General features: G+C 67.7%; 20 protein-coding genes and 1 tRNA gene. 13 read left to right on the forward strand and 8 right to left on the reverse strand.

Going from position 1 to position 25703, the window contains the following annotated elements:
- Window positions 1-137 precede the first annotated feature (137 nt).
- Together AC07R7_RS06965 and AC07R7_RS06970 are read left to right on the forward strand one after the other, a co-directional pair.
- Window positions 138-869: an enoyl-CoA hydratase/isomerase family protein gene (locus tag AC07R7_RS06965; protein ID WP_494634857.1), complete on the forward strand. Its 732-nt coding sequence runs from the start codon at window positions 138-140 to the stop codon at window positions 867-869.
- A 91-nt stretch (window positions 870-960) separates the two neighbouring features.
- A complete protein-coding gene (locus AC07R7_RS06970) occupies window positions 961-2949 on the forward strand; it encodes a methylmalonyl-CoA mutase family protein (protein ID WP_494634634.1) in 1989 nt (662 codons plus the stop codon).
- Here the strand turns inward: AC07R7_RS06970 and AC07R7_RS06975 are convergent.
- Entirely contained in the window at window positions 2946-4322 is a 1377-nt protein-coding gene (locus AC07R7_RS06975) for an MFS transporter (protein ID WP_494634635.1), read from the reverse strand. The genes AC07R7_RS06970 and AC07R7_RS06975 overlap by 4 nt on opposite strands.
- Window positions 4323-4448: 126 nt before the next feature.
- Between AC07R7_RS06975 and AC07R7_RS06980 the strand changes: the two genes are divergently transcribed.
- Window positions 4449-5207 (forward strand): extensin-like domain-containing protein, encoded by a 759-nt coding sequence (locus tag AC07R7_RS06980; RefSeq protein ID WP_494634636.1) that lies wholly within the window; start codon window positions 4449-4451, stop codon window positions 5205-5207.
- A gap of 7 nt (window positions 5208-5214) precedes the next feature.
- On the opposite strand, the gene AC07R7_RS06985 is transcribed toward AC07R7_RS06980, so the two are convergent.
- A complete protein-coding gene (locus AC07R7_RS06985; protein WP_494634637.1) occupies window positions 5215-5706 on the reverse strand; it encodes an SRPBCC family protein in 492 nt (163 codons plus the stop codon).
- 203 nt (window positions 5707-5909) lie between these two features.
- On the opposite strand from AC07R7_RS06985, the gene AC07R7_RS06990 reads away from it, so the two are divergent.
- From AC07R7_RS06990 to AC07R7_RS07000, 3 genes are all read left to right on the forward strand, one after another.
- Entirely contained in the window at window positions 5910-6830 is a 921-nt protein-coding gene (locus tag AC07R7_RS06990; protein WP_494634638.1) for an alpha/beta fold hydrolase, read from the forward strand.
- Window positions 6831-6955: 125 nt separating this feature from the next.
- Window positions 6956-7720, forward strand: a complete 765-nt coding sequence (locus tag AC07R7_RS06995) for an SDR family oxidoreductase (protein ID WP_492886329.1) — start codon at window positions 6956-6958, stop codon at window positions 7718-7720.
- A gap of 98 nt (window positions 7721-7818) precedes the next feature.
- On the forward strand, window positions 7819-10371 hold the full coding sequence (locus AC07R7_RS07000) for a hybrid sensor histidine kinase/response regulator (protein WP_494634639.1): 2553 nt from the start codon (window positions 7819-7821) through the stop codon (window positions 10369-10371).
- Window position 10372: 1 nt separating this feature from the next.
- On the opposite strand, the gene AC07R7_RS07005 is transcribed toward AC07R7_RS07000, so the two are convergent.
- Window positions 10373-11545, reverse strand: a complete 1173-nt coding sequence (locus AC07R7_RS07005) for an aminotransferase (protein ID WP_494634640.1) — start codon at window positions 11543-11545, stop codon at window positions 10373-10375.
- A gap of 87 nt (window positions 11546-11632) precedes the next feature.
- On the opposite strand from AC07R7_RS07005, the gene AC07R7_RS07010 reads away from it, so the two are divergent.
- Window positions 11633-11881, forward strand: coding sequence for a GlsB/YeaQ/YmgE family stress response membrane protein (locus AC07R7_RS07010; RefSeq protein ID WP_492837237.1), 249 nt, complete (start codon window positions 11633-11635; stop codon window positions 11879-11881).
- A gap of 35 nt (window positions 11882-11916) precedes the next feature.
- Here AC07R7_RS07010 and AC07R7_RS07015 read toward each other — a convergent pair whose 3' ends face one another.
- From AC07R7_RS07015 to AC07R7_RS07025, 3 genes are all read right to left on the reverse strand, one after another.
- Window positions 11917-14340, reverse strand: a complete 2424-nt coding sequence (locus tag AC07R7_RS07015) for a putative bifunctional diguanylate cyclase/phosphodiesterase (RefSeq protein WP_494634641.1) — start codon at window positions 14338-14340, stop codon at window positions 11917-11919.
- A gap of 225 nt (window positions 14341-14565) precedes the next feature.
- Entirely contained in the window at window positions 14566-16401 is a 1836-nt protein-coding gene (gene typA / locus AC07R7_RS07020; protein ID WP_492837187.1) for a translational GTPase TypA, read from the reverse strand.
- 538 nt (window positions 16402-16939) lie between these two features.
- Window positions 16940-17881 carry an N-formylglutamate amidohydrolase gene (locus tag AC07R7_RS07025; RefSeq protein WP_492886322.1) on the reverse strand — a complete coding sequence of 314 codons (942 nt, stop codon included), beginning with the start codon at window positions 17879-17881 and terminating at the stop codon, window positions 16940-16942.
- Between the two features lie 157 nt (window positions 17882-18038).
- On the opposite strand from AC07R7_RS07025, the gene cpdR reads away from it, so the two are divergent.
- Together cpdR and AC07R7_RS07035 are read left to right on the forward strand one after the other, a co-directional pair.
- Window positions 18039-18395: a cell cycle two-component system response regulator CpdR gene (gene cpdR / locus AC07R7_RS07030; protein WP_004616083.1), complete on the forward strand. Its 357-nt coding sequence runs from the start codon at window positions 18039-18041 to the stop codon at window positions 18393-18395.
- Between the two features lie 121 nt (window positions 18396-18516).
- Window positions 18517-18591 (forward strand) — tRNA-Val (locus AC07R7_RS07035).
- A 150-nt stretch (window positions 18592-18741) separates the two neighbouring features.
- On the opposite strand, the gene AC07R7_RS07040 is transcribed toward AC07R7_RS07035, so the two are convergent.
- Together AC07R7_RS07040 and AC07R7_RS07045 are read right to left on the reverse strand one after the other, a co-directional pair.
- On the reverse strand, window positions 18742-19212 hold the full coding sequence (locus AC07R7_RS07040) for a pyridoxamine 5'-phosphate oxidase family protein (RefSeq protein WP_492886320.1): 471 nt from the start codon (window positions 19210-19212) through the stop codon (window positions 18742-18744).
- A 115-nt stretch (window positions 19213-19327) separates the two neighbouring features.
- Window positions 19328-19714, reverse strand: a complete 387-nt coding sequence (locus AC07R7_RS07045) for a c-type cytochrome (RefSeq protein ID WP_494634642.1) — start codon at window positions 19712-19714, stop codon at window positions 19328-19330.
- A gap of 187 nt (window positions 19715-19901) precedes the next feature.
- Here AC07R7_RS07045 and AC07R7_RS07050 point away from each other — a divergent pair, with 187 nt between their 5' ends.
- The 4 genes from AC07R7_RS07050 to AC07R7_RS07065 all read left to right on the forward strand — a co-directional run bounded on the left by AC07R7_RS07050 (window position 19902) and on the right by AC07R7_RS07065 (window position 25697).
- A complete protein-coding gene (locus AC07R7_RS07050; RefSeq protein ID WP_492837183.1) occupies window positions 19902-20702 on the forward strand; it encodes a universal stress protein in 801 nt (266 codons plus the stop codon).
- A gap of 106 nt (window positions 20703-20808) precedes the next feature.
- Window positions 20809-21372: an RNA polymerase sigma factor gene (locus AC07R7_RS07055; protein WP_492837182.1), complete on the forward strand. Its 564-nt coding sequence runs from the start codon at window positions 20809-20811 to the stop codon at window positions 21370-21372.
- Window positions 21341-22327 carry a FecR family protein gene (locus AC07R7_RS07060; RefSeq protein WP_494634643.1) on the forward strand — a complete coding sequence of 329 codons (987 nt, stop codon included), beginning with the start codon at window positions 21341-21343 and terminating at the stop codon, window positions 22325-22327. The genes AC07R7_RS07055 and AC07R7_RS07060 overlap by 32 nt, the downstream gene beginning before the upstream one ends.
- 88 nt (window positions 22328-22415) lie before the next feature.
- Entirely contained in the window at window positions 22416-25697 is a 3282-nt protein-coding gene (locus AC07R7_RS07065) for a TonB-dependent receptor (protein ID WP_494634644.1), read from the forward strand.
- Window positions 25698-25703 lie beyond the last annotated feature (6 nt).

The following is a 25703-nucleotide window of genomic DNA, read 5'->3' on the forward strand; positions in this document are numbered from 1 at the left end:
TATGCGCGCCCGCTTGTTTTCGGGTCTCCCGAGCAAGGCTGAGACAACTGTTTGAAACTGGCAAGCGGAATCTTGTGCGTCGCAGCATCGCGTTGGGGAAGGTTGCCGGCGCCGACGCGCCGGGCCACGGTGGCGGCATGATCCACCTGTCGCATCCGCACCCCGCCATCGCCCTCGTCGAACTGGACACCGCGCCGGCCAACGTCCTGGCCATGGCCGAGCGGGCGCGGCTGCTGGAGGCCTTCGCCGCCATCGAGGCCGACCGGGCGGTGCGCGTCGTGGTGCTGACCGGCCGCAACGGCGCGTTCTGCACTGGAGACGATCTGGCCGAGTCGCTGTCGCGCGACGTCCCGACCCAGAGCGCGGCGATCCTGCACTTCCTCGACATGTGCGATCGCGTGGCGGCCTGCCGCGTCCCGGTGATCGCGGCGGTGGATGGCTGGTGCATCGGCGGCGGACTGGAACTGGCCCTGGCCGCCGACATCCGCCTGGCCAGCGACCGCGCCAGCTTCGCCTGCTCGGCGGTGCGGATGGGCCTGACCGCCTCGGCCGAACGCCTGACGCGCCTGATCGGCGAAAGCCGCGCCAAGCCTCACCTGCTGACGGGCGCGCCGTTCGACGCCGCGCGGGCGCTGGCGGACGGGGTTGTGGCGGAGGTCCATCCGGCCGAGGGGGTGCTGGACGCGGCGCTGGCGATGGCGCGGGTCATCGCCTCGCGCGCGCCGCTGGCCGTGCAGGCGACCAAGCGCGTGGCGTCGGGGGTGTCGACGACGGAGGCGGAGACGCCTGACCTCGCGGCGAGCGCCGACCATGCCGAGGCGCGGGCGGCGTTCATGGCCAAGCGGGCGACGGTGTTCGGCGGGCGTTAGTTCGCACCCGCGAACTGCATATTGCGTCGCAGCAAATCCCGGCTCATGATCACCGGTAAGTAAGGCCGCCAGAGCCGCCCGGGAGCCCGCCATGTCCTCGACGCCGTACCAGCACGCGCCCGATCCGCCGTGGATCTTCCGCACCTATGCCGGACACTCGACGGCGGAGAAGTCCAACGCGCTCTATCGGGCCAATCTGGCGCGCGGGCAGACGGGTTTGTCGGTGGCCTTCGACCTGCCGACCCAGACCGGCTACGATCCCGACCACATCCTGGCGCGGGGCGAGGTCGGCAAGGTCGGGGTGCCGATCAGCCATCTGGGCGACATGCGCCAGCTCTTCAGCGAGATCCCGCTGGAGAAGATGAACACCTCCATGACCATCAACGCGCCGGCCGCTTGGCTGCTGGCGATGTACGTGGCGCTGGCCGACGAGCAGGGGGCGGATCGGGCCCTGCTGCAGGGCACGACGCAGAATGATCTGATCAAGGAGTATCTGTCGCGCGGCACCTACATCTTCCCGCCAGGCCCGAGCCTGCGGCTGATCGGCGACATGATCGCCTGGTGCTATCGCGAGGTTCCCAAGTGGAACCCGATGAACGTCTGCAGCTACCACCTGCAGGAGGCGGGCGCGACGCCGGAGCAGGAGCTGGCCTTCGCCCTGGCCACCGCCATTTCGGTGCTCGACACGGTCAAGGCCGGCGGCCAGGTGCCGGATGAGGACTTCGAGATCGTCGCCTCGCGGATCAGCTTCTTCGTCAACGCCGGCGTGCGGTTCGTCACCGAGCTGTGCAAGATGCGCAGCTTCACCAAGCTGTGGGACCAGATCCTGCTGGAACGCTATGGCGTCCAGGACAAGAAGGCCCGCCGCTTCCGCTACGGAGTGCAGGTCAACAGCCTGGGCCTGACCGAGCAGCAGCCCGAGAACAACGTCTACCGCATCCTGATCGAGGCCCTGGCCGTCACGCTCAGCAAGGACGCTCGCTGCCGGGCCCTGCAGCTGCCGGCCTGGAACGAGGCCCTGGGCCTGCCGCGCCCGTTCGACCAGCAGTGGTCGCTGCGGCTGCAACAGGTGCTGGCCTACGAGACCGACCTCTTGGAATACGAGGACCTGTTCGACGGCTCCCACGTGGTCGAGGCCAAGGTCGCCGAGCTGTCGAAGGGGGCGCTGGAGCAGCTGGCCCTGATCGACGCGATGGGCGGGGCGCAGAACGCCATCGACTACATGAAGACCGAGCTGGTTGGCTCCAACGCCAGGCGGGTGCGCTCGGTCGAGACCGGCGACCTGACCGTCGTGGGCGTCAACCGCTGGACGGACACCGAGGTCTCGCCGCTGTCGGCCGGGGAGGGCTCGATCGAGACGGTCGACCCGCGCCTGGAGGCCGATGTGGTCGCCCGCCTCAAGGCTTGGCGCGAAGCCCGCGACGACGGCGCCGTGCAAGCGGCGCTGGCCGACCTGCAGGCCGCCGCCCGCGACGGCCGCAATGTCATGGAGCCCTCGATCGTCGCCGCCAAGGCCGGTGTCACCACCGGCGAATGGGCCGGAGCTCTCCGCGAAGTGTTCGGCGAATATCGCGGCCCGACCGGCGTGGCGGTGGTGGTCTCGACCGGCGAGGCCGAGGATGTCGAGGCCGTGAGGCGCGAGGTCGAGCGCGTCTCGCAACTGCTGGGCCGCACGCTCACCTACCTGGTCGGCAAGCCGGGCCTGGACGGCCACTCCAATGGCGCCGAGCAGATCGCCACCCGCGCCCGCGCCTGCGGCATGGAGGTGGTCTATGATGGCATCCGCTCGACGCCCGAAGAGATCGTCCGCCGCGCCAAGGAAAGCCGCGCTCACGTGGTCGGCCTGTCGATCCTGTCGGGCTCGCACCTGGACCTGGTGCAGGAAGTCATCCGCGTGATGCGCGCCGAGGGCCTGGGCGATATCCCCGTCGTGGTCGGCGGCATCATCCCCGACGCGGACGGCCTGATCCTCAAGCAGATGGGCGTGGCGCGGATCTACACGCCCAAGGACTTCAAGATCACCGAGATCATGGGCGATGTGGTGCGGTTGGTGGAAGCGACGGCGCTGGAGCGGGCCTAGGCTCTCCCCAGCCGCCAGGCCGCGACAAACCCGACCACGGCCAGCGGCAGGAATGCGCCGAACAGCACCAGGCCGTTGGTCGGGGCCAGAGCCAGATCCACGCCGTGGCTGAAGCCGAGGACGTTGGCGATCGCGCCCGCGCCGGCCGAGCCAGCGGCGCCGCCGATCAACTGGGCGGTGGGGACGGCGCCGGAAGCCGTGGCCTGTTCCTCGGCCGGGACAGCGGCGATGGCGCGGCGGGCGATGAAGGCGTGGCAGAGGCCAAAGCCGGCGCCGAGAACGCAAAAGGCGGCGGCGATCTCGATCAAGGTTCCGCGCGGCACGGCCCAGGCCGAGAGGGTGGCGCCGAGCAGGATCACCCCGGCCCCGAGGCGGACCAGGCGACCGTCTTTCTCGGCCGGCGTGTGGCCGACCAGCATGGCGCAGAGGGTCCAGCCGGCCGCGATGGCGCCGGTGACATAGCCCGCCGTCAGGGGCGAGGCGTGGTGGATGACCTGGATGAAGGCCGGGCCATAGACGGTGAAGCCGATCACCGCCGCCTCGCAGGCGAAGATGGTCAGCAAGCCGAGGCCCGTGGCGGTGCGCAGGTCGGCCGCCGTGCGGGGCAGCAGGCGGTGGTGGGTCCTGGCGTTGGCGGCCAGCATGGCGGCCATGCCGATGACGCCGCCGATCGCCAGGCCGATCGCCCATCGCGGCGAGGCCACGACGCCGGCCGCGCCGATCAGGCTGACGCCGACCACCAGCAGGAAGAGCTGCAGGCTGGGAATGCGGCTCTGACCCTTTTCGTTCTTGTCGGCCGGCAGCATGACCATCACCGCGCCGACGAAGATGATCGCCTGGACCACGAACAGCCAGAACGCTCCACGCCAGAAGCCGGCGGCGGCGAACAGTCCGCCCAGCAGCGGGCCCAGCAGGGTCGCCGCGCCCCAGATCCCCGCCACCGCGCCATAGACCCGGGGCCACAGGCTTTCGGGGAAAAGGGCGGTGATGGCGACGTAGCACAGGGCCACGACCGCGCCCGCGCCCAGGCCCTGGATCAGGCGGCCCAGAATGAAGGTGACGAACTCCGGCGCCAGGGCGCTCATCGCGCAGCCGATGGCGTAGACGAGGCCCGTCAAGGCCGTGGCGGTGCGCAGGCCCAGCGCCATGGAAAGCTTGCCCGAACAGGCCCCGGCGACGATCGAGCCGGTCAGATAGGCCGCCACCGACCAGCCGAAATACTGGTAGCCGCCGATCTCGTTGGCGACGCTGGGCATGATCGTCGCCGTCACCAGGGTGTCGGCGGCGTTCAGCCAGATGCCCAGACACAGCAGGGCGAAGCGCGGCGCCAGGGTCTTGTCGACCAGGCGCCCGGAAGAGGCGGGCGTGTTCATGCCGGGCACATGGCCTTTTTCCGCGTCCTAGCCAAGCCCGCCGGAGCGTTGACGGTTGAACCCGTCGCCTTGGTCGTGCTTGGTGACCGGCGTTAACCTTTTCCTTCGGGGCGCTTTCCCAGTTCCATGCGCTATCGCGTTCCGCACAATCCGCGCATCGAGCACGAGGTCCGTCATCGGGCGCGCCTGGCCCGTTACGCCGGCCTCGTCATCCTGTGGCTGATCGTGCTGCTGATGACCTTCGTGGCCGAGCGGAAGATTCCCGACCAGCACCTGCCGTGGAAGCCGCTCAGCGTCGTCGACCCCGTGGGCCTGGCCACCCGGGTCAAGGCGGCGCGGGCCGGGGCCGACCCGAAGCTGTGTCGCGGGATCATGGCCAAGGCCGGGGTCGTCTATGCCGAGGTCCCCGAACGCGCGGAGGGCGAGTTCTGCGAACTGCGCGACGCGGTCCTGTTGCGGTCGGGCCTGGCCAGGCTGGAGCCGGCCGAGGCGCCGCTGGTCTGCAAGGAAGCCCTGGCCCTGACCATCTGGGAGCGCCAGGTGGTGCAGCCGGCCGCCGACGAACTGCTGGGCCAGGGTGTGGCCGGCATCGAGCACTATGGCAGCTATGCCTGCCGGCGGATGTACGGCCAGAAGGATGGGCCGGTCAGCGAGCACGCCCGCGCCGACGCCATCGACATCGCCGGCTTCCGGCTGACCGACGGCCAGGTCGTCAGCGTGGCGTCGGACTGGACCGATCCGGGTCCGCGCGGCCAGTTCCTGCGGCGGGTGCGCGACGGCGCCTGCCGGGTGTTCCTGACCACGCTGAGCCCGGACTACAACGCCGAGCACCGCGACCACTTTCACCTGGATATGGATATGAGCGGGTGGACGAAGTGCTCGTGACAGGGCGTCAGAGCGTCGCCGCCAGCGCCGCCAGCTGATCCGCCACGATCCCCCAGCCTTCGTGGAAGCCCATCTGCTCGTGGGCGGCCTTGTCCTCGGCGGTCCAGTGGCGGGCCACGGCGCGGTAGCGGGTCTTGCCGTCGCCCAGGTCCTCGAAGGTGACGGTGGCGACCATGAACGGCTTGGCCGAGGGCTTCCAGGTCTCGGTGAAGGCGTCGGTGAAGACGATCTTCTCGTTGGGGATCACTTCCAGATAGACGCCCGGCTGCGGCACGACCTCGCCGTTCGGCCCGTTCATCTCCAGATAGGTGTTGCCGCCGGTGCGGACATCCATGCGCACATTGGAGACGGTCCAGGGCTTGGGGCAGAACCATTGCGGCATCAGCTCCGGCGTGGTCCAGCACGCGTAGAGCCTCTCGCGCGGCGCATTGATGATCCGTTCAAGGACGAGTTCGCGGTCGGCGGGGAAGTCGGCGGCGTGGGCGGTGTCGAGCGGCATTGAGCGTCTCCTGTTGATCCGAAGTCTCGCCGCAAGGACGGGCGCGATCCAGGCGTCCCGACATCGGTCGCTAAAAATTCCAAAGAACGATGTTCCGTGGTTGAATTCGCCAAATCCCGGCGGCTCCAGCACAGAGGCGCGGGTCCGAAAGACGGATGGTCGCCGTCAACGGTCGGACGGTCCGACCCGCCAAGGATAAGACCATGACCCGCAAGCTCGCCGGCGCGCTCGCCGCCCTGACTGTCTCGACCCTGTTCGCCACGACCTCGGCCCACGCGGTCGAGCCGTTCCCCGCCGGCTTCAAGGCCAGCGACATCGCCGCCAACGGCACGACCCTGCACGTCCGCGTCGGCGGGACGGGTCCGGCGGTGGTGCTGCTGCACGGCTTCGCCGACACCGGCGACATGTGGGCTCCGGCGGCCAGGGAACTGGCCAAGGCCCACACGGTCATCGTGCCGGACCTGCGCGGCATGGGCCTGTCGGCCCATTCGGAAGGCGGCTACGACAAGAAGACGCAAGGCGAGGACATCGCCGCGGTGATGGACGCCCTGAAGGTCCAGAAGGCCCAGCTGGTCACCCACGACATCGGCAACATGGTCGGCTACGCCCTGGCCGCCGAGCATCCCGATCGCATCACCAAGTGGGTGGTGATCGACGCTCCGCTGCCGGGCATCGGCCCCTGGGACGAAATCCTGAAGCTGCCGATGCTGTGGCACTTCAACTTCCGCGGCCCGGACATGGAGCGCCTGGTCGCCGGCCGCGAGCGCATCTATCTGGACCGCTTCTACAACGAGCTGTCGTTCAAGCCGGCCTCGATCACGGAAGAGACCCGCCAGCACTACGCGGCGCTCTACGCCCGCCCCGGCGCGATGCATTCGGCCTTCGAGCAGTTCAAGGCCTTCACTCAGGACGCCGTCGACAACCAGGCCTTCGCCGCCAAGGGCAAGCTGCCCATGCCGGTGCTGGCGGTCGGCGCCGACCATTCGTTCGGCGAGCGCCAAGCCGAGGTGCTGCGCTTCGTGGCCAGCGACGTAACGGCCAAGGTGCTGCCCGACTCCGGGCACTGGGTGATGGAGGAACAACCCGCCGCGACCACGGCGATCATCACGGGGTTCCTGGACTAGGATCGCCCGTTCCCTGTCTTCCCGGCCGCGGCGCCGCCGAGAGCCGGGATGACAGGATCGCTTGACCCATCGGCGGCTTGCCGCCAGTTTGAGCTCAAATTCAAACAAACGTTTAGGGTGGCGCGATGAACCTCTTCGACCTGACCGGCAAGGTGGCGATCATCACCGGGTCCTCGCGCGGCATCGGCAAGGCGATCGCCGAGCGGATGGCCGAGCACGGGGCCAAGGTGGTGATCTCCTCGCGCAAGCTGGAACCGTGCGAGGAGGTCGCCGCCGCGCTCAACGCCAAACACGGACCGGGGACGGCCATCGCGGTTCCGGCCAATATCGCCTCGAAAGAGGATCTCCAGCACCTCGTCGACCAGACTCGCAAGGTCTTCGGCCAGGTCGACATCTGCGTCTGCAACGCCGCCAGCAATCCCTACTATGGTCCGCTGGCCGGGATCAGCGATGACCAGTTCCGCAAGATCCTGGACAACAACATCATCAGCAATCACTGGCTGATCGGCATGGTCGCGCCGGAGATGCGGGAGCGGAAGGACGGCGCGATCATCATTGTCTCGTCGATCGGCGGCCTGCGCGGCAACGCCATCATCGGGGCCTATAACATCTCCAAGGCCGCCGACTTCCAGCTGGCCCGCAACCTGGCGCACGAGTTCGGGCCGGACAACGTGCGGGTCAACTGCATCGCGCCGGGCCTGATCAAGACCGACTTCGCCCGGGCGCTTTGGGAGAACCCCGAGACCCTGAAGCGCGCCACGACCGCCGTACCGCTGCGCCGGATCGGCGAGCCGGACGAGCTGGCCGGTGCGGCGGTCTATCTCGCCTCCAAGGCCGGCAGCTTCATGACCGGCCAGGCGCTGGTGGTGGATGGCGGGGCGACCATTTGAGCGGGGACGAACCCGAAGTCGCTCAATCCCAGCGACAAGCTTAACTGGTCCTACATCTATCGCCTCGAAGGGTGGCCGTAGTCTCCAGGGAACCGGACTTGCGGCGCCTTCTCGTCTTTCTTGCTCTGATCGGGTCCCTCGTGGCCGGCGCCGCGCACGCGCAAGGGTCCGTACCCCTGGCTCAGCGCCTGGACCAACTGGCTCGTGAGATCGGCGCGCACGAGGTTCGCAATCCTCCCCGCGGCAACGAAGACATCGAACGGGCCGGCCGCCGCGCCCTGCGTGATCGCGGCGAGGCCCGGCTCTACGGCCTGTGGCGGGTGCTCTACGCCTACAAGAGCAACCAGATCGAAGGCCGCTTTGGCGCTTGGGCCAAGCTGGCCCGCGACGCGGCCGCCCATGACCACGACACTCAGCTCGCCACGCTGGTCGAGCTGGAGGTCCTGGCCTATCGCCACGAGACCCACGGTTTCCGCGCCTTCACCGATGGCGACTGGCGCAAATATCTGAGCGGATCCGGCCCCGACATCCGCGTGATGGCCGGCGTCGAGCGCGTGCGGCACCTGGGGCAGACGGGCCGCTGGGCCGAGGCCGCTCGCCTGGCCGCCGACCTGCAGGTCGATATCGAGCGGCGCGGCCGCGTCGCCGAGCCGGTGCTGGCCGAGCTGCATCAGGTGCACAGCTACACGCTGTCGGACATTGGCGACAAGGAAGGCGCCTTGGACCACATGGCCCAGGCCGTGCGGCTGGACGAGCGCGACTCCTTCCACATCCGCAAGATCGAGCGGATCTACGACATCGCCTACACCGCCGCCGACCTTGGCGAGATGGGCGCCGCTCAGCGCATGGCCGACCTGCATCATCGGATGGTGCTGGCCGAACGCGACAAGGACCTGCTGACCTGGGATCAGCACCTGTGCGCCCGCATCGCTCTGCTGCTGAACCAGCCGCGCAAGGTGCTGGCGTGCCTCAGCGGCGCCCAGACCGAGTTGGACAACCCTAGTCGCCGGCTTCAAGTCATCATGCTGGGCCAGCGCGCCCAGGCTCTGGCCCAGCTGGGCATGGCCGTCGAGGCCCGCGCCGACCTGGAGCGGCTGAAGACCATTCCCACCGTGCTGACCCAGCGCGATCCGAGCACCGAGGCGCTGGTCCAGGCCTATATCGACCAGGCTGAAGGCCGCGGCGACCTGGCTTTCCGCGAGCTGGACGCCTGGCGGCGGGCCAATAGCGCCGAGACCGAGAAGGCCCATGCGCGCAGCGTGACCGAGATATCCTCGGCCCTGGACAGCGAGCTGCGCGCCAAGCGCGACGAGAGCCGCCGCCTGACCGAGGAGGTGCGGCTCAGCCGCAGCCTGGCGCGGGCGTCGGTTGTCATTGCGCTCTTGCTCGGCGTGCTGGTTGCCGGGGGTGTCGCCTGGGCCCTCCACCAGCGCCGCGCCTCTCGCCGCCTGAAGGGCGCCCAGGAGCACGCCGAGGCCGCCAGCAAGGCCAAGTCGGCCTTCCTGGCGGTGATGAGTCACGAGCTGCGTACGCCGTTGAACGGCATGCTGGGCCTGGCCCAGGCGTTGCGCGCCGGGACCCTGACACCGGAGCAGCGCGAGCAGGTCGACCTGATCATGGACAGCGGCGACACGCTGCTGGTCCTGCTGAACGATATTCTCGACCTCTCCAAGATCGAGGCCGGCAAGCTGGAGATCGCGCCCACGGTTGGCGATCTGGTCCAGACCTGCGCCCGTCTGGTCGGCGGCTACCAGCCGACGGCGCGCGAAAAGGGCGTGCTGCTGACCTTCAAGGTGGAGAGCGAGGCGCCTGGGCCGCTGATGTTCGACGGGGTGCGGGTGCGCCAGTGCCTGACCAACCTGGTCTCCAACGCCCTGAAGTTCACCACGGAGGGCAAGGTCGAGGTGGCCCTGGCCTGCTATCCGGAGGAGGAGGGGCGTGTCCGCGTGCGGCTGCGGGTGGCGGACACCGGCATCGGCATGAACGAGTCCACGGTCGCCAAGCTGTTCCACCCCTTCGTCCAGGCCGACGCCTCGACCACCCGTAACTTCGGCGGCACGGGTCTTGGCCTGAACATCACCCGCCGGCTGGTTGAGATGATGCGCGGCGAGATCCGCGTCGAGAGCGAAGCGGGGCGGGGCTCGGTCTTCACCATCGAGATGCTGGTCGACGCGGCCGACGCCTCCGAACTGCCGGTCAGCCAGGTCGAGGCTGGCGAGGACAATGTCCGGTTCGCCGCCCTGCATGGCCGCCGCGTGCTGGTGGTCGACGACCACCCGGTCAACCGCCGCGTCATCCGCCTCTTCCTCGAGCCGTTCGAGTGCGAACTGGTCGAGGCCCAGAACGGCCAGGAGGCGCTGGATGTGCTGGAGCGCGAGCCGGTCGACCTCGTCCTGATGGACGTCAACATGCCGGTGATGGACGGGCTTGAGGCCACGCGTCGGCTCCGCGCGGATTCGCGTTTGGCGCGGCTGCCGGTGATCGCGCTGACGGCCGACGTGATGTCGGCGCAGATCAAGACGTGCCTGGAGGCGGGCTGCGACGCGCACGTCGCCAAGCCGATCGACCTGCGGAACTTGCTGTCGGTGATGGACACGTGCCTGGCGCGGGGTGTGGCGCGCGAGGTGATGGCGGGACTGAGCGCGCTGTAGCCTATCGGCTTTGTCCGCTGAAAGCAGTCCGGGCCCTCGCCAGCCGCTCCACCGCCGCATCCAGCGTCGCGTCCGCCTTGGCGAAGCATAGCCGCACCACGTTGCGCACCGGGGCCTCGGCGAAGAACGCCGACACCGGGATCGCCGCGACGCCGAACTCGACGACGATCCGCTCACAGAAGGTCATGTCGTCGACCATGATCCCCGACGCCGTCAGGTCGACGTTGAGGAAATACGTCCCCTGGCTCTCCAGCACGACATAGCCCGCCGCGCGCAGGCCGGCGGTCAGGCGGTCGCGGGAGCGCTGCATCTCGGCGGGCATCTCGTCGAACCAGGCGCGGTGGTTGTCGAGGCCCCAGGCCACGCCGGCCTGCAGGTTCGGCGGCGTGGTGAAGGTCAGGAACTGGTGGGCCGCCGCCAGAGGCCCGATCAGGGCGGGCGCGGCCATCAGGAAGCCGACCTTCCAGCCGGTCATGCCGAACAGCTTGCCGGCCGAGCCGATCTTCACCGTCCGCTCGCGCATGCCCGGGAAGGTCATCAGCGGCCGATGCTCGCGTCCGTCGAACACCACCGCCTCCCACACCTCGTCGCAGACCGCGATCGTGTCGTGCTCCAGGCAGAATTCGGCCAGCAGGGCGAGGTCCTCGGCGGGGGTGACGATCCCGGCCGGGTTCAGCGGGCTGTTCAACACCACCATCCGGGTCCTGTCGCTGAACGCCGCCTCCAGCATCGCCCGGTCGAAGCGCCAGTGCGGCGGGGCCAGACGGACCAGTCGGGGAATCCCGCCCGCGCGGCGGACCAGCGGCAGATAGGCGTCGTACAGGGGCTGGAACAGCACCACCTCGTCGCCTGGCGAGATCAGGGCCGTGAACGCCGCCGCCAGGGCCTCCGTGGCGCCGGAGGTGACGACGATCTCCGTGTCTGGATCAAGTTCCAGGCCTTGCGTCCGGCCATAGTGCCCGGCCACGGCGGCGCGCAGTTCCGGCAGGCCGCGCATCGGCGGATACTGGTTGGAGCCCTCGATCAGCGCCCGCGCCGCGGCCTCGCGGACGGGCAGGGGGCCCTGGTCGTCGGGAAAACCCTGGCCCAGATTGATCGCGCCGTGCTGGCGCGCCAGCCCGCTCATCCGCTCGAAGATCGTGGTGGGCAGGTTATCGAAGACGGGATGGACCATGCCCTTGCCTAACACGGCGCGGGAATTCTGAAACCCGGCGGCCGCTCGCGCATTCTCATGGCTCAGCTTTTAGAGGAGGGCATCATCATGCACGGCGTCGGTTTCATCGGAGCCATCATCATCGGGATCTTCGCCGGCTGGATCGCCGAGAAGATCATGAAGCGCGACCACGGCCTGCTGACCAACCTGATCGTCGGCCTGGTCGGCGCGCTGATCGGCGCGTTCCTGGCCGGCATGCTGGGCATCCACTTCTGGGGCTGGGTCGGCAGCCTGCTGATCTCGACCCTGGGCGCGGTGCTGCTGCTGTGGCTGCTGGGGCTGGTGAAGAAGAACTAGGACGGGATCGTCGGAGGGGGAGGAAGGTCGGGCGTCTACCCCACCGCCGTCTCTTCTTCCTCCGCGCCGTCGTCCGCGCCTTCCCGCCGCATCCGCCGCGCCAGGTTCGACAGCAGGAAGCTCGGGATGTCGCCCACCGGCATCGGCCGCCCGTACAGGAAGCCCTGGAAGGTGTCGCAGCGCATGTCGGACAGCAGCCGCGCCTGGGCGGCGGTCTCGACGCCCTCGGCGGTGACCTCCAGGTTCAGGGTCTGGCCCAGCAGGGCGATGGTGCGCAGGATGTCGGCGATGGCCGTATTGTCCTGCATTTCCGCCACGAACGAACGGTCGATCTTGATCTTGTCGAACGGGAACCGCCACAGATAGGCCAGGCTGGAATAGCCGGTGCCGAAGTCGTCCATGGCGATCTTGACGCCCAGGGCCTTCAGGGCGGCCAGCTGTTCCAGGGTTTTGGCGCTGTCGTGCAGCAGCAGGCCCTCGGTGATCTCCAGTTCCAGGCGGCCCGGCGCCAGGCCCGACCCGGCGAGAGCGGCCTTGACCTGGGCGACCAGGTCGCCCGAGGCGAACTGGTTGGGCGACAGGTTGACGGCGACGGTCAGGTGCGAGGGCCAGCCGGCGGCGGTCCTGCAGGCCTCGTGCAGCACCCACTCGCCGATCTTGCCGATCAGGCCCCATTGCTCGGCGGACTCGATGAAGTCGTCCGGCGGCACCAGGCCCCGGCGCGGATGCTGCCAGCGCAGCAGGGCCTCGAAGCCGGTGGTTTCGTGCTCATGAGCGCCGATCAGCGGCTGGAAGAACAGCTTCAGCTCGTTGTTGGCCAGGGCGTCACGCAGGTCCAGTTCCAGCGCCCGGCGCTCCTGGGCCCAGACGTCCATGGCGGTCTCGAAGAAGCGATAAGCCCCGCGTCCGTCACCCTTGGCGCGGTAGAGGGCCAGGTCGGCGTTCTTCAGAAGGCCGTCCGGATCGTCGGCGTCGAATGGCGCGACGGCGATGCCGACGCTGGCTCCGATCAGCACGTTGTGGCCACGCACGTCGTAGGGATGCGAGAGCGCGTCGACGATGGTCATGGCCAGGACACCCAGCGCCTCCGCGCCCGGCGAGGGGGCGATGACCACGGCGAACTCGTCGCCGCCGAGGCGCGAGACCAGACCTTGGGCTCCGACGCAGTCGCGCAGGCGGGCGGCGGCCTGGACCAGCAAGGCGTCGCCGATCGGGTGACCCAGGCTGTCATTGACGCCCTTGAAATGGTCGAGGTCCAGGCACAGCACGGCGCAGCCTTTGCCGCTTCCGCCATGGGCCTTGGGCTTGCCATGCTCGGTCCAGGCCTTACCCAGGGCCTGCAGGAACGACAGGCGGTTGGGCAGCTGGGTCAACACGTCGTAGTGGGCCAGGCGCGAGATGCGGGCCTGGTCCTCGCGGGCCCGGGTGATGTCGGCGCCCACGCCTCGGAAGCCGATAAAGGCCCCGTCCATGTCGAGCACGGGCTTGGCCGACAGCGACCACCAGTGGGTCTCCTCGCCGACGCCGATCGAGACGACCACGTCGCGGAAGGTCTTCTGTTCGGCGAACAGGGCCGAGAGGGAGGCGACCGGGCCGCTCGGAGCCTCGGCCGCGCCGCACAGCTCGGACATCGGCCGGCCGATCAGCGCGTCCTTGTCGGCGCCGGCCGCGGCGGCCATGCGGTCGGAGACATAGGTCATGGCCCCGGAAGCATCGACCTCCCACAGCCAGTCGCTGGCGCCTTCCTCGAAGTCGCTGAGCAACAGCGACACGACCAGCCTCTGCTGTTCCAGCTCGTCGGCGGCGACGAGGCGTTCGACGAAGATCTTGGCGTGCGACAGGCACGAGACGCTGACCACCAGGTGGCAGAAGATCAACAGGCCGCCCAGGGCGTACAGGACCGGGTCGTTGCTGGTGGCCAGCACCCACAGGGCGCCGATGACCATGGGAGTCGAATAGGCGATGGCGGCGGCCGGCAGGGTCAGCATGGCGAAGCCGCCACAGCCGATCATGCCGGCCAGGACCGAGGCGACTAGCATCGGCATGGCGTCCGAGAAGCCCTGCGCCTTGGGCATGGTCAGGACTGGCAGCACGCTCCACAACAGGCCCAGCAGGCCCGCCTGGATGACGATGCGGCGCACGCCGCGCGCGGAAACCGTGGACTTGGCGCTCTTGCGGCGTCGGGCGGCGTACCAGCCGCGCAGACCCAGCAGCGCGTAGCTCATCACCAGCGCCGCCCAGATCGTCAGGATGACGCGGTGCGGGCCGGTCAGGCCGGCCAGATTGACCAGCAGGGCGATGACGATGTTGGCGCTCATCATCACCGGGGTCATGCGCAGGATGCTTTGCACCTGCTCCATGCGCACGCGTCCGGCCATGGCCTCGGGCACGGCGGGAGTCACCCGCTCGGCGAGCGCGGCCAGGCCGCGGCCGATCCTCGAGCTGGCGATGGCGCGCACGCGCGGTCCTCGTCTCATCCGGAGTGGAGATCCCCTGGGCAAATTATCGCTCGCCCGGGTAAACCTCTGGTTAAGTCGACGTATCGTTTGAGCAAACCGTGCAATGGATTCGCATGCGGGCCCGTATTCGCGCGCGGCGCTTCAGATGACGCCGTCGCGTCAACCGCAAAGAAAAAGGCCGCCGTCCTTTCGAACGGCGGCCCAATTTCCGAAGGGTGAAGAACCCTACTCTTCCTTGACGCGACGCTTGCGGAACGACGGGTTCAGGATCTGCTTGCGCAGGCGGATGCTCTTCGGGGTCACCTCGACCAGCTCGTCTTCCTCGATATAGGCGATGGCCTGTTCGAGGGTCATGCGGCGCGGCGGGGTCAGGCGGATCGACTCGTCCTTGCCCGAGGCGCGGACGTTGGTCAGCTGCTTGGCCTTCATCGGATTGACGTCGAGGTCGTCCTGACGGGCGTTCTCGCCGATGATCATGCCGAGGTAGCATTTCTCGTTGGCGCCGACGAACATCACGCCACGCTCTTCCAGGTTCCACAGCGCGTAGGCCGCGGTCTCACCGTCCGAGTTCGAGATCAGCACGCCCTTGCGCTGCTGGTCGAAGGCGCCCTTGTACGGCTCGTAGTGGCTGAACACGCGGTTCAGCACGCCCGAACCGCGGGTATCGGTCAGGAACTCGCCCTGATAGCCGATCAGCGAGCGCGAGGGGGCGACCAGCTGGATGCGGGTCTTGCCCGCGCCCGACGGGCCCATGTCCTTCAGCTCGGCCTTCCGCAGCGACAGCTTCTCGATGACGATGCCCGAGAACTCGTCGTCGACGTCGATCATGACGTCTTCCATCGGCTCCAGGCGCTTGCCGGTTTCCGGATCGGTCTGGAACACGACGCGCGGACGGCTGATCGACACCTCGAAGCCTTCGCGGCGCATGTTCTCGATCAGGACGCCCAGCTGCAGTTCGCCGCGGCCCGACACTTCATAGGCGTCGCCCTCGGCCGTCTCGGTGACCTTGATGGCCACGTTCGATTCGGCTTCCTTCAGCAGGCGGTCGCGGATGACGCGCGACTGGACCTTGTCGCCTTCGCGGCCGGCCAGCGGGCTGTCATTGACCGAGACGGTCATCGAGATGGTCGGCGGATCGATCGGCTGGGCCGGCAGGGCCTCGGTCACTTCCAGGGCGCACAGGGTGTCGGCGACGGTGGCCTTCGACATGCCGGCGATGGCGACGATGTCACCAGCCTCGGCGCCTTCGTCGACCGGCGAACGCTTCAGGCCGCGGAAGGCCAGCACCTTGGTGATGCGGCCGCGCTCGATTTCCTTGCCGTTACGATCCAGGGCCTTGATGGCCATGCCCGGGATGGCCTTGCCGCTCTCGATGCGGCCGGTCAGCAGGCGGCCCAGGAACGGGTCGCTTTCGATCAGCACGTTCAGGATCTGGAACGGCTCGTCGGTCTTGGCGATCTGCTTCGGCTCCGGCACGTGGCGGACGATCAGGTCGAACAGCGGAGCCAGGTTGTCGTTGGGCACGTTCATGTCGAGCGTGGCCCAGCCGGCGCGGCCCGAGGCGTAGATGTGCGGGAAGTCCAGTTGCTCGTCCGTCGCGCCGATGGCGGCGAACAGGTCGAAGGCGGCGTTGTGGACGCGGTCCGGATCGGCGTGGGCGCGGTCGACCTTATTGATGCAGAGGATCGGCTTCAGGCCCATCTTCAGCGCCTTGGTCAGCACGAACTTGGTCTGCGGCATGACGCCTTCCTCGGCGTCGACCAGCAGGACGCAGCCGTCCACCATGCCCAGGATGCGTTCGACTTCGCCGCCGAAGTCGGCGTGGCCGGGGGTGTCGATGATGTTGATGCGGGTTTCGCCCGCTTCACCGTTCCACAGCACGCTGGTGCACTTGGCCAGAATGGTGATGCCGCGCTCGCGCTCCTGGTCGTTGGAGTCCATGGCGCGCTCGGTGGTGGCTTCGTTGGCGCGGAAGACGCCCGACTGGGCCAGCAGCTGGTCGACGAGGGTGGTCTTGCCATGATCGACGTGCGCGATGATGGCGATATTTCGCATGGACATGGGAACGGACGGACTTTCGGGAGGAATAGGAGATGACGCTCTACGCGTCAGGCGCGCGGCTTTTACGCGACTGCGGCCGATTTATCCACCCCTGACGCTCGGAAAGACTTGTCGCAGGTAACCGGTGTCATCAACAAAGCCTTATGAGGCTTGGGTTTGCGAGGTGTTCTCGCCAGAGACCGTTTCAAACGCAACAAATTGTGCGCCGCAACATGCCCAAAGTTGAGGCAGTTCTGAATAGCGCCGTTCCGCGATCCTTATCCCACAACGGGTTGCGCGATACTCCTGTCAAAAAATCGACATTAACGCCGACTTTTTTACTTGCCTGTTTTTGCGCCGCACCCTATAAACATTCCCGTGAGGCGGCGCTGCCGCTTCTGCCCTTCCTGGGCGTTTCCTCCCTAATGAACTGGCCCGGCGGTTTCGCCGGGCTTTTTTTTCGTCCGAGCGGCCGCGGGCGTCTTTGATCGATGACAACGCGTGTCGAGCGATAGGTTCGGATCAAATTCGAGCGCCGGGCGCCGTGGCCCTTCCCGCCTTAACGCAGCTCCGCCAGATCCAGCCGCGCCAGCGCCCTGGTCAGCGACTCGGCGTCGGCCGTGAGTCGCGCCAGGCCCTCAGTCGGCTCGCGGGTTGTCTCATTCATGTAGAGCGCGCGGTTGATCTCGATCTGCAGGGCGTGGGTGCGGCGGGCCGGGCGACCGTAGTGCTCGGTGGTGTAGCCGCCCGCATAGGGGGCGTTGCGGACGACGCGGTAGCCCAGGGTCTCCAGCTCGCGCTCGACTAGGCCGGTCAGCTTGGGGGAGCAGGCCGCGCCGAAGCGGTCGCCCAGCACGATGTCGCACGGCCCCCCGTTGCGGGCCCGCTGGCCGTGCGCGGCCGCCGCCGGCATCGAATGCCAGTCGATCAGGATCGCCGCCCCGTGCGCCGCGCGCGCCGCCGCCAGTTGGCGGTCCAGGGCGTCGTGATAGGGGCGGTGGGTCAGCTCCACCCGCGCTCTGGCCTCGGCGAAGGTCAGCTTGCGGGCGTAGATCGGCCGGCCCTCGCCGGCGATGCGGGGAATCGTGCCCAGCCCCGCCGCCACCCGGGCCGAGCGGCCGTGGGCGTAGTCGGGCAGGGCCTCGGCGAACATCGAGGGGTCCAGCTCCCACGGCTCGCGATTGAGATCGACATAGGCGCGGGCGAAGCGGGCGCGGATGACGCTGGCCCCCAGGGCCGGCGCGCCGCCGATGATCCGATCGACGAAGGCGTCCTCCGAGGCGCGCAGCGTCTCGAGCGGCAGGCGGGCGGCGGCGATCATGTCTTCCGGATAGATCCCGCCCGAATGGGGCGAGGCGAACACCAGGGCCGTGGGCGGGGCGGCCCCGGCCGGGGCGGCGCGCGTCACTTCGAACGCCGGGCCGCCGAACGTCTCAAGAGGCGCGGTCATTCCCCCGTCCTTTGGGACGTCGTCCGCCGAGAGGGGCCGCCAAGCGCTCATGCCTCGCATCATCGAAGCCCGACCGCGCCGGGTCAAACGACAAACAGCGCGACGGCGGTTCGTCCACAGCCCGCGACACTTAGGTTCATCCCCGATTTACGCTCATCGCGCTAAGATGACCGCTTACGATCGACGACTTTCCTTGGAACGTGACCTCATGGCCCGCATCCTTCTCGCCGAAGACGATGATTCCCTCCGCGGTTTCCTGGCGCGGGCGCTGGAACGCGCCGGCTTCGAAGTCCAGGCCTGCGCGGATGGCGAGGAAGCCGTCCAGCACCTGGAACATCCCTGGGACCTGCTGCTGACCGACATCGTCATGCCGGGCATGGACGGCATCGAGGTGGCCCGCCAGGCCGCCGCCCGCGACCCCAGCCTGCGCATCATGTTCATCACCGGCTTCGCCGCCGTCGCCCTCTCGGCCCAAGACCGCGCGCCGGCCGGCGCCAAGGTTCTGTCCAAGCCGGTCCACCTGCGCGATCTGGTCGCCGAGGTGGAAAAGATGATGGCCGCATAGGGCCTTCAAAAAGTTTCGCTAAAAGTTTTCGGGGCGGCTTGCGCACCGGCCAAGCCGCCGCTATACCCCCACACCTTCCCGGCCGGGACGTCTTCACGGAGACGCTTCGGATCGCTTCGGCGGACGCGTAGCTCAGCGGGAGAGCACTACGTTGACATCGTAGGGGTCACAGGTTCAATCCCTGTCGCGTCCACCATTCCCTTCCTGATAAATCAGTGACTTGCGGCGATACCGGGGATTCGATCCTCGACCGTCTTCCGCTGCCTCCCCTCCGCCTTCGCGCGCGCCCGCCGTCGGTGACGATCGCGGCCGGCGCTGGGGCCGGGCTCTCGGGACCGGGGGTGTTTCAGCGTGCGACGGCTTCGAGTTCGGCGGCGTCGACGTGGTCGACGTGGCCGAAGCCCTTGCGGTAGTCGAGCACCGAGATCACCAGGGGCGTGACGCAGAACACCGCCATCGCCTGGTCGCCGACCGCGAAGGCGCTCTCCAGTTGAGGAAACCTGGCCAGGAAGAGGCGGCCGATGGCGATGAGTTGGTCGGGATCAGCCAGTCTGGCGGCCGAGCCGCTCATCGACAGGCCCCGGATCTCGCTCCAGTCGCCGTAAGGCAGGTTGATGGTGAGGGCCACGCGCGAATCGCGCGCCAGATTGTGGGCTTTCTGAGAGTCGGCCGAACAGCCGAAGTAGATGGAAAGTCCGTCGCTGACATAGGACACCGTGGTGGCCTGGGGCGCCCCGTCGTCGCGAAGGGTCGCCAGGGTCAGGTCTCTGCCAGCCTCCAGGACTGTCAGAATCTCGTGTCGAAGGGCGTGATCCATGGTGACCTCCAAGGCTGTCGGAAGATGATGCGCGTCGTTATCCTGTTGATCGTGGCGTCGGGGGGCGCGGCGAACCGGGGGGGGGGAGGCGACGAGGTCCTCCCCAACCAGGGTGTCAGCGGGAGTCCGGGCGGCGCCTCGCCGGCGCTTCCGGCTCGTCGATGTCCAGAGACTTGATATAGGCCGTCAGGGCCGCGATCTCGGTCGACGAGAGGGGCTTGCGGGGCATGCGATAGTGGCCGACGGCGGAGATCGTCTCGAGCTCCCAGTCCAGACGCGTGTCCTGGTACCGGCGCGCGACCTCCTTGAAGGTCGGCGGCGCGCCGGTGGCCGATGCGCCTTCCAGTTGATGGCAGGTCAGGCACTTGTTGCTCGCCAGGACGCGGCCGGTATCGACGGCGCGCCCGCGCGCGACCTCGGCGGGAGAGACCCGGTCCAGGGCCGCGCAGCCCGCGAGGGTCGCCAGCGCCAGGGCGCCGAAAAGCATTCGATAGTTTCGCATGAAGCCTCCCACGCCGCTCCACGGCCTTGACGCGGTCATCATCGCCCGCCTGGCCGGCGGAGATTTGACATGGAGCAACGCGCCTACGGGAAACTGCGGATGTCGGCCTGGCTGGCGCGGCGCCACAACGGCGCTGACCAAAAGGACCGCTGGCGGCCCGCTCCCTTTGCTTCCCAGGAGAACGGCAGTGAAGAACATTCTTTTGCTCGTCCACGGCGACAAGGGTCTGGAGGCCCGGCTGCAGGTGGCGCTGGATCTCGCTCGGGCGTTCGAGGGCCACATTCAGTGCGCCGACGTCACGCCCCTGACCCTCTATCCCGCCGATCCGATGGCATGGTCGAGCGGCATGCCGCTGGACGAGGACCGAAAGCTCGAAGTGGAGCTTCGCCAACGCCTTGAGCCGCGCCTGGCGGGCGAGGGCGTTTCCTGGAACTGGACCGAGAGCGTCGGCGACATCGGCGTCTGCCTGACCAACCAGTCGCTCCTGTCCGATCTCATCGTGGTCAATTGTCGGCGCGACGCTTTCCTCGCGGATCATCGTCGCGGCCTTGTCGGCGATCTGGCCGTCCACGCGCGTCGCCCGATCATCGCCGCGCCCGAGACGGCGGCCGGGATCAAGCTGGGCGGGGCGGCGATCGTGGCCTGGGACGGCTCGGCGCCCGCCGCGGCCGCGCTGCGCTCGGCGATTCCGCTGCTGTGCCTGGCCTCGGAGGTCCACCTGGTGACCGTCGGAGAACTGGATAGCGGGCCTTCGGCCGAGGACGCGGCTGTCTACCTGTCGCGGCATGGCGTGCGGCCCCAGGTTCATGCGATCGCGCGGGGCAAGGCCTCGCCGGACCGGGTGCTGCTGGACCTGGCCGACAATCTCCGCGCCGGCTACTGCGTGATGGGGGCGTACGGGAAGGGACGTCTCTCCGAAGCGCTGTTCGGCGGCGTGACGCGGCGCATGGTCGAGGCGGCCGCCCTGCCGCTGGTCCTCGATCACTAGACACGTCGTCCGTCACAAATGTGTCAGGCAGGGCCGCTAGGTCAGCGCGGGGCTTGGCAGGGCGGGCGTAATGTTCAATTTCTCGGACGAGCGGACGCGATGGTTCATGAACCACGTCCTGCCCCACGAGCCTCGATTGCGGGCCTGGCTGCAAGGTCGGCGCAGCGCGGTCTTCGACGTCGATGACGTGATCCAGGAGACCTATACGATCCTGGCCGCCCGCGAGACGGTCGAGGATATCCGCAATCCTCGCGCCTATCTCTTCCAAGTGGCGCACTCGATCATCGTGCATCATGTGCGGCGGGCCCGCATCGTTTCGATCCGGGCGGCCGACGACCTGGAAGGCTTCGATCCCGCCGATCAGGCCGCCTCTCCCGAGCAGACGGCGATCGACCGCGATGAATTGCAGCGCCTGGCCGAGGCCATAGCGGCCATGCCGGGGCGAATGCGCGAGGCGTTCATCCTGCGCCGCGTGCATGACTTGCCGCAGCAAGAGGTCGCCAGGCGCATGAAGCTATCGGAGAGTACGGTCGAAAAACATATCGGCCGAAGCTTCAAGTTCTTGATCCAGCGGTTCGGTGATAGCGGAAGACCCGGGTCTCGAGCCTCTAGGACTGTGAAAGCGGAGACCGCCGTCTTTGATCGCGCGAAAAACCAACGAGGACATTGACGACGTCGCGGTCGCGTGGGTCGCGCGGGAGGATCGCGCGCCGCTTTCCGAGGAGGACAAACAGGCCCTGCGGGTCTGGCTGGACGGGGATCCCCGCCGGCCGGGAGCCTACTTGCGGGCCAAGGCGGTGGCGATGCGCACCCTGTCGGCGCGCGCTCTGGGCGCCCACTACGATCCGGCCGGCTTCGGCGCCGAGGGCGAGCAGAGGCCGTCGCGGCGGAGGATCATGGCCTGGGGCGGCGCGGCCCTGGCGTCCGCGGCCGTCGTCGGCGTCGCCATGGGCCTGCAGGCGCCCAGAGCCTACGCCACGGCCCGGGGCGAGATCCGGCTGACGCCTCTGGCGGACGGGTCGACGATGATGCTGAACACCCAGACCCTGGTGCGGGTGAAGTACGATCGCGACCGTCGGTTCGCGAGCCTCGATGAGGGCGAAGCCTATTTCACGGTTCTGCCCGATCCGGCTCGCCCGTTCGTGGTCGAGGTCGCGGGGCGGCGATTCAGCACCACGAGCGGGGCGTTCCGAATCCGCAAGCTGAAAGGCGAGCCGCTCGACGTGCTCGTCCACGGCGGACGCCTCGACCTGACCAGCCACGCGCCGACCGGAGCCGAACGCGCCTTGGTGCTGGAGGCCAATATGCGGCTGACCGCGAGGGACAACGCCGCGGCTGTTCCGCGTCGCGCCTCGCAGGATGAGGTCCGGCGGGATCTCTTGTGGCGGGAGGGCCAGATCGCCTTCGAGGGGGAGACCTTGGCGCAGGCGGCGGCGAGTTTCGCGCGCTACAGCGACGTCCGCGTGGTGGTGCCGGATCCGGCCCTGGCCCGCGAGCCGGTGGTCGGACTGTTCGCCGCCAACGATCCCGTCGGCTTTGGCCATGCGGCCGCCGAGATGTTCGGCGCCACCGCGGAGGTCAGGAACGGCGCCGTCGTTCTCCAGCGAGGCTCCGGCGAAGAATAAAGTTTTGTGACGTATGGAGGGGCGACGCGCCGCCGAGCCTCTCTGCCCCCGAACACCGCGCCTTCAGCGGTCATCGGGGATAGAGACCATGGTTTCCCAACGCGCCCTCCTGGCGTGCGCCGCCGCCGGGGCGATGCTGTGCATTACATCGCCCGCGCTCGCCCAGACACGAACCTTCAACGTTCCCGCGCAACCCGCCTTCAAGGCGCTTCCCGAATTCGCCCGGCAGGCTCGGATGCAGATCGTCGCGCCCGGACGCGACCTGGCGGGCATCCAGACGCCGGCGGTCGTGGGTGAGTTGGACGTGCGTCTGGCCTTGGCCCGCCTGCTGGAGGGCACGCCGCTCGAGGTCGCGCGGGACAACGGCCAGGTGATCGTCCTGCGCTCGACAGCGCGCGGTTCTCGCGGCCAGGCCGGACGCGGGGCCATTTCCGGCGCGGTGATCGACCCGGCCACCGGCGAATATCTGCGCGACGCCACGATCCGGATGGTGACGAGCAACGGCGAGCATCGCGCGGCCGCTTCCGGGGAGCGGGGCGAGTTTCGGCTGACGGACGTGCCGGCCGGCGAGGCGCAGGTCACGGTCAGCTTTACCGGCTATCCCGACAGCAGCGTGTCGGTGACCGTCGAGGCCGGCAAGAGCCTGCAACTCGACCTGCGGCTCTCGCGGTCCAGCGTGGACGACGCGACCAAGCTGGGCGAGGTCGTGGTCATCGCCTCTCAGCGCGACGGCGACGCGCGGGCGATCATGAGCCAGCGTCAGTCGATGGACATCAAGAACAGCCTGTCCTCCGAATCGTTCGGCGACATCGCCGAGGGCAATGTCGGCGAGTTCATCAAGCTCATGCCGGGCGTCGACACGAACGGCGAGGGCGATGACACGGTGCGCTATGTCCGCCTGCGCGGCCTGCCGTCGGAATATACCTCGGTGACCGTCAACGGGGTCAGCATGGCCGCCGCCGACGCCAATGACGGCTCGACCACCTCGCGCTCGTTCAGTTTCGAGCAGGTGTCGCTGAGCAGCATCGACTCTATCGAAATTTCCAAGACCATTAGCGCCGATGTCGACGCCAACGCGCCGGCGGGCGCCATCAACCTGCGCACCAAGCGCGCCTTCGACCGCAAGGGCCGCCGGGTCTCCGCCCAGCTCAATGCGTTCACGCATTCGGATCTGTGGAACGACAGGGAAACCGGCCCGGACGAAGGTCGACGCGGCGGCAAGTTCCTGCCGAGCGGCCAGATCGAATATTCGGATGTCTTCTTCAACCGTCGTCTGGGCGTCGTCGCCAGCGTTAGTCAGTCCAGAACCTACACGGAAATGGAGCAGACCTACTATCCGCGCAGCTACGTCCCGACCGCGGTCAGCCCGGAACCGATGGCGCCGAACACCATCTACGCCCACATGCGTGGGCAGGAGGTGTCGCGTTTCGCTTCATCCCTGACGCTGGATTTCAAAGCGACGGACCGGCTTATCCTGTCCTTGGCCGGCATCTACAATCAGTCCTATCTGTGGTCGGGCCAGCGCACCTGGATATTCACCACCGATGCGCGGGCTCGCGGCGTCATCGGCGACGCCATGACTGATTTCACGACGAAAAAGACGGCGTCGGCCACCGCGATTACCGCTCAGAACAACGCTATTTCCAAGGAGGGCAAGGGTAAGACCTTCATTCCCAGCTTCGAATATCAAGGCGATCATTTCGGGCTCGACGGCAACCTGTCCTATTCGGACTCGACGTCGACCTATGATCCCCTGGGCAAGGAAGGCTCCATCTTCAACCTGGTCACCTCGCCCACGGCGACCGGCAATTTCGCGGTGAAGCGTTCGGGCCTTATGGCCCAGGACTGGCGGATCACCCAGATCGACGGCCCGGACTGGAATGATCCGGCCAGTTTCAAGGCCGCCAATATCACCCTCAACACACAGGACGGCCGTTCCGCCCGCACCGAACTGGTCGGCGGCGCGTTGAACCTCACCGTCCCGGTGAAAATCCGCTCGACCCAATTGACGATCAAGACCGGTCTGAAGGCCAAACGCGCGGTCTATGATTTCAAGAATGAACGCAGCGCCTATCAGTACCGCTATACGGGCCCCTTGACCGTGGCGCAGTTTCTCGCCGACACGTCCAGTATAAACGAACTATCCTTCAATGATCTCGGTATCAAAGTCGCGTCGATTTCGGGCGACTCGGCGCTCTATACCCCCAGTAATATAAAGATGGGGCAGTTCTTCCTCGCGCACCCCGACCAGTTCACGCAGGCGTTGACGGCGGACAACTACTATACCGCCTTTATCGCCAATACCCGTCATTTCGAAGAAGACACCAACGCCGCCTATCTGATGGCGACGGCGGAAATCACCGACAGGATCACCGGACGGCTGGGCCTGCGGTGGGAGGAAACCGAGACGCGCGCGCGCGAGTTCGATCCGTTGACCGCGGCCGCGGTCAAGGCGGCTGGATACGCGGTGTCGGCTTCGACCGGGCGCGCCACGACGATCGACGGCCTGAAGTATCAGTACGAGAGCCGGCCCAGGATCGACCGGGAGGGCTCCTATGACTATTTCTTCCCCAGCGCCTCGCTGAAGGTCGCCATCAACGACAGCACCGATTTCCAGCTGGGCTACAGCCGCACCATTCGCCGGCCGGAAGTCAACGTGCTGGCCGGCGTGTGGTCGGTCAATGACGATCTGCAGATCGTCACGGCGCCGAACCCGGGGCTGAAGCCCGAACTGTCGGACAACATCTCCGTACGCATCGCCCACTACTTCGAGCCCATCGGGCTGGTGGCCATCAACTATTACCGCAACAAGGTCAAAGGCCTCTTCCAGACCGAGGATCTGACGGCGGAAGAATTCGGCTACGCGGGCACGGACTACGCGAACTATATGTTCCGGACCACCAGGACCGCCGGCGGCGACGCCATCAACATCAATGGCTTCGAGATCGAATTCAATCACGCGCTAGCCTATCTGCCGGGCGTGTTGAGCGGTCTTTCGGTCAAGGGCTCCTATACCCAGACCAATCCGGAAGCGCCGATCGCTCTGTCGGCGCGTCACTTCGGTTCGCTGGCCTTGGCCTACAAGAAGGGGCCTCTCAGCTTCAACCTCAACACCGTCATGACTGGGCGCAAGCTGAACAGTGTTTCGACGGGGTCGTTCATCGAGCCGCGTACGGACATGAGTTTCTCGGGAGCCTACGCCGTGCGCCAGAATGTGCGCCTCTTCCTGTCGATGCGTAACCTGCTGAACGAGAACACGAACATCATACTGCCGGGCGTCGACACGCCGAACGGTCCGATTGGCGACCATGCCGGCGACTACCGCGCCTATGGCCGGAGCGCCACGCTTGGCCTTCGGCTGACCTTCTGAGGTGGC

The sequence above is a fragment of the Caulobacter sp. GW821-FHT05F04 genome, from assembly GCF_059419665.1.

Bases quoted from the DNA above. Each gene is read 5' to 3' on its own strand.
- AC07R7_RS07010 (WP_492837237.1), top strand. From the start codon at position 11,633: ATGCACGGCGTCGGTTTCATCGGAGCCATCATCATCGGGATCTTCGCC.
- AC07R7_RS06975 (WP_494634635.1), bottom strand. From the start codon at position 4,322: ATGAACACGCCCGCCTCTTCCGGGCGCCTGGTCGACAAGACCCTGGCG.
- AC07R7_RS06990 (WP_494634638.1), top strand. From the start codon at position 5,910: ATGACCCGCAAGCTCGCCGGCGCGCTCGCCGCCCTGACTGTCTCGACC.
- AC07R7_RS06980 (WP_494634636.1), top strand. From the start codon at position 4,449: ATGCGCTATCGCGTTCCGCACAATCCGCGCATCGAGCACGAGGTCCGT.
- AC07R7_RS06970 (WP_494634634.1), top strand. From the start codon at position 961: ATGTCCTCGACGCCGTACCAGCACGCGCCCGATCCGCCGTGGATCTTC.
- AC07R7_RS06965 (WP_494634857.1), top strand. From the start codon at position 138: ATGATCCACCTGTCGCATCCGCACCCCGCCATCGCCCTCGTCGAACTG.
- AC07R7_RS07025 (WP_492886322.1), bottom strand. From the start codon at position 17,881: ATGAGCGCTTGGCGGCCCCTCTCGGCGGACGACGTCCCAAAGGACGGG.
- AC07R7_RS07005 (WP_494634640.1), bottom strand. From the start codon at position 11,545: ATGGTCCATCCCGTCTTCGATAACCTGCCCACCACGATCTTCGAGCGG.
- AC07R7_RS06995 (WP_492886329.1), top strand. From the start codon at position 6,956: ATGAACCTCTTCGACCTGACCGGCAAGGTGGCGATCATCACCGGGTCC.
- AC07R7_RS07065 (WP_494634644.1), top strand. From the start codon at position 22,416: ATGGTTTCCCAACGCGCCCTCCTGGCGTGCGCCGCCGCCGGGGCGATG.
- cpdR (WP_004616083.1), top strand. From the start codon at position 18,039: ATGGCCCGCATCCTTCTCGCCGAAGACGATGATTCCCTCCGCGGTTTC.
- AC07R7_RS07040 (WP_492886320.1), bottom strand. From the start codon at position 19,212: ATGGATCACGCCCTTCGACACGAGATTCTGACAGTCCTGGAGGCTGGC.
- typA (WP_492837187.1), bottom strand. From the start codon at position 16,401: ATGTCCATGCGAAATATCGCCATCATCGCGCACGTCGATCATGGCAAG.
- AC07R7_RS06985 (WP_494634637.1), bottom strand. From the start codon at position 5,706: ATGCCGCTCGACACCGCCCACGCCGCCGACTTCCCCGCCGACCGCGAA.
- AC07R7_RS07045 (WP_494634642.1), bottom strand. From the start codon at position 19,714: ATGCGAAACTATCGAATGCTTTTCGGCGCCCTGGCGCTGGCGACCCTC.
- AC07R7_RS07055 (WP_492837182.1), top strand. From the start codon at position 20,809: ATGAACCACGTCCTGCCCCACGAGCCTCGATTGCGGGCCTGGCTGCAA.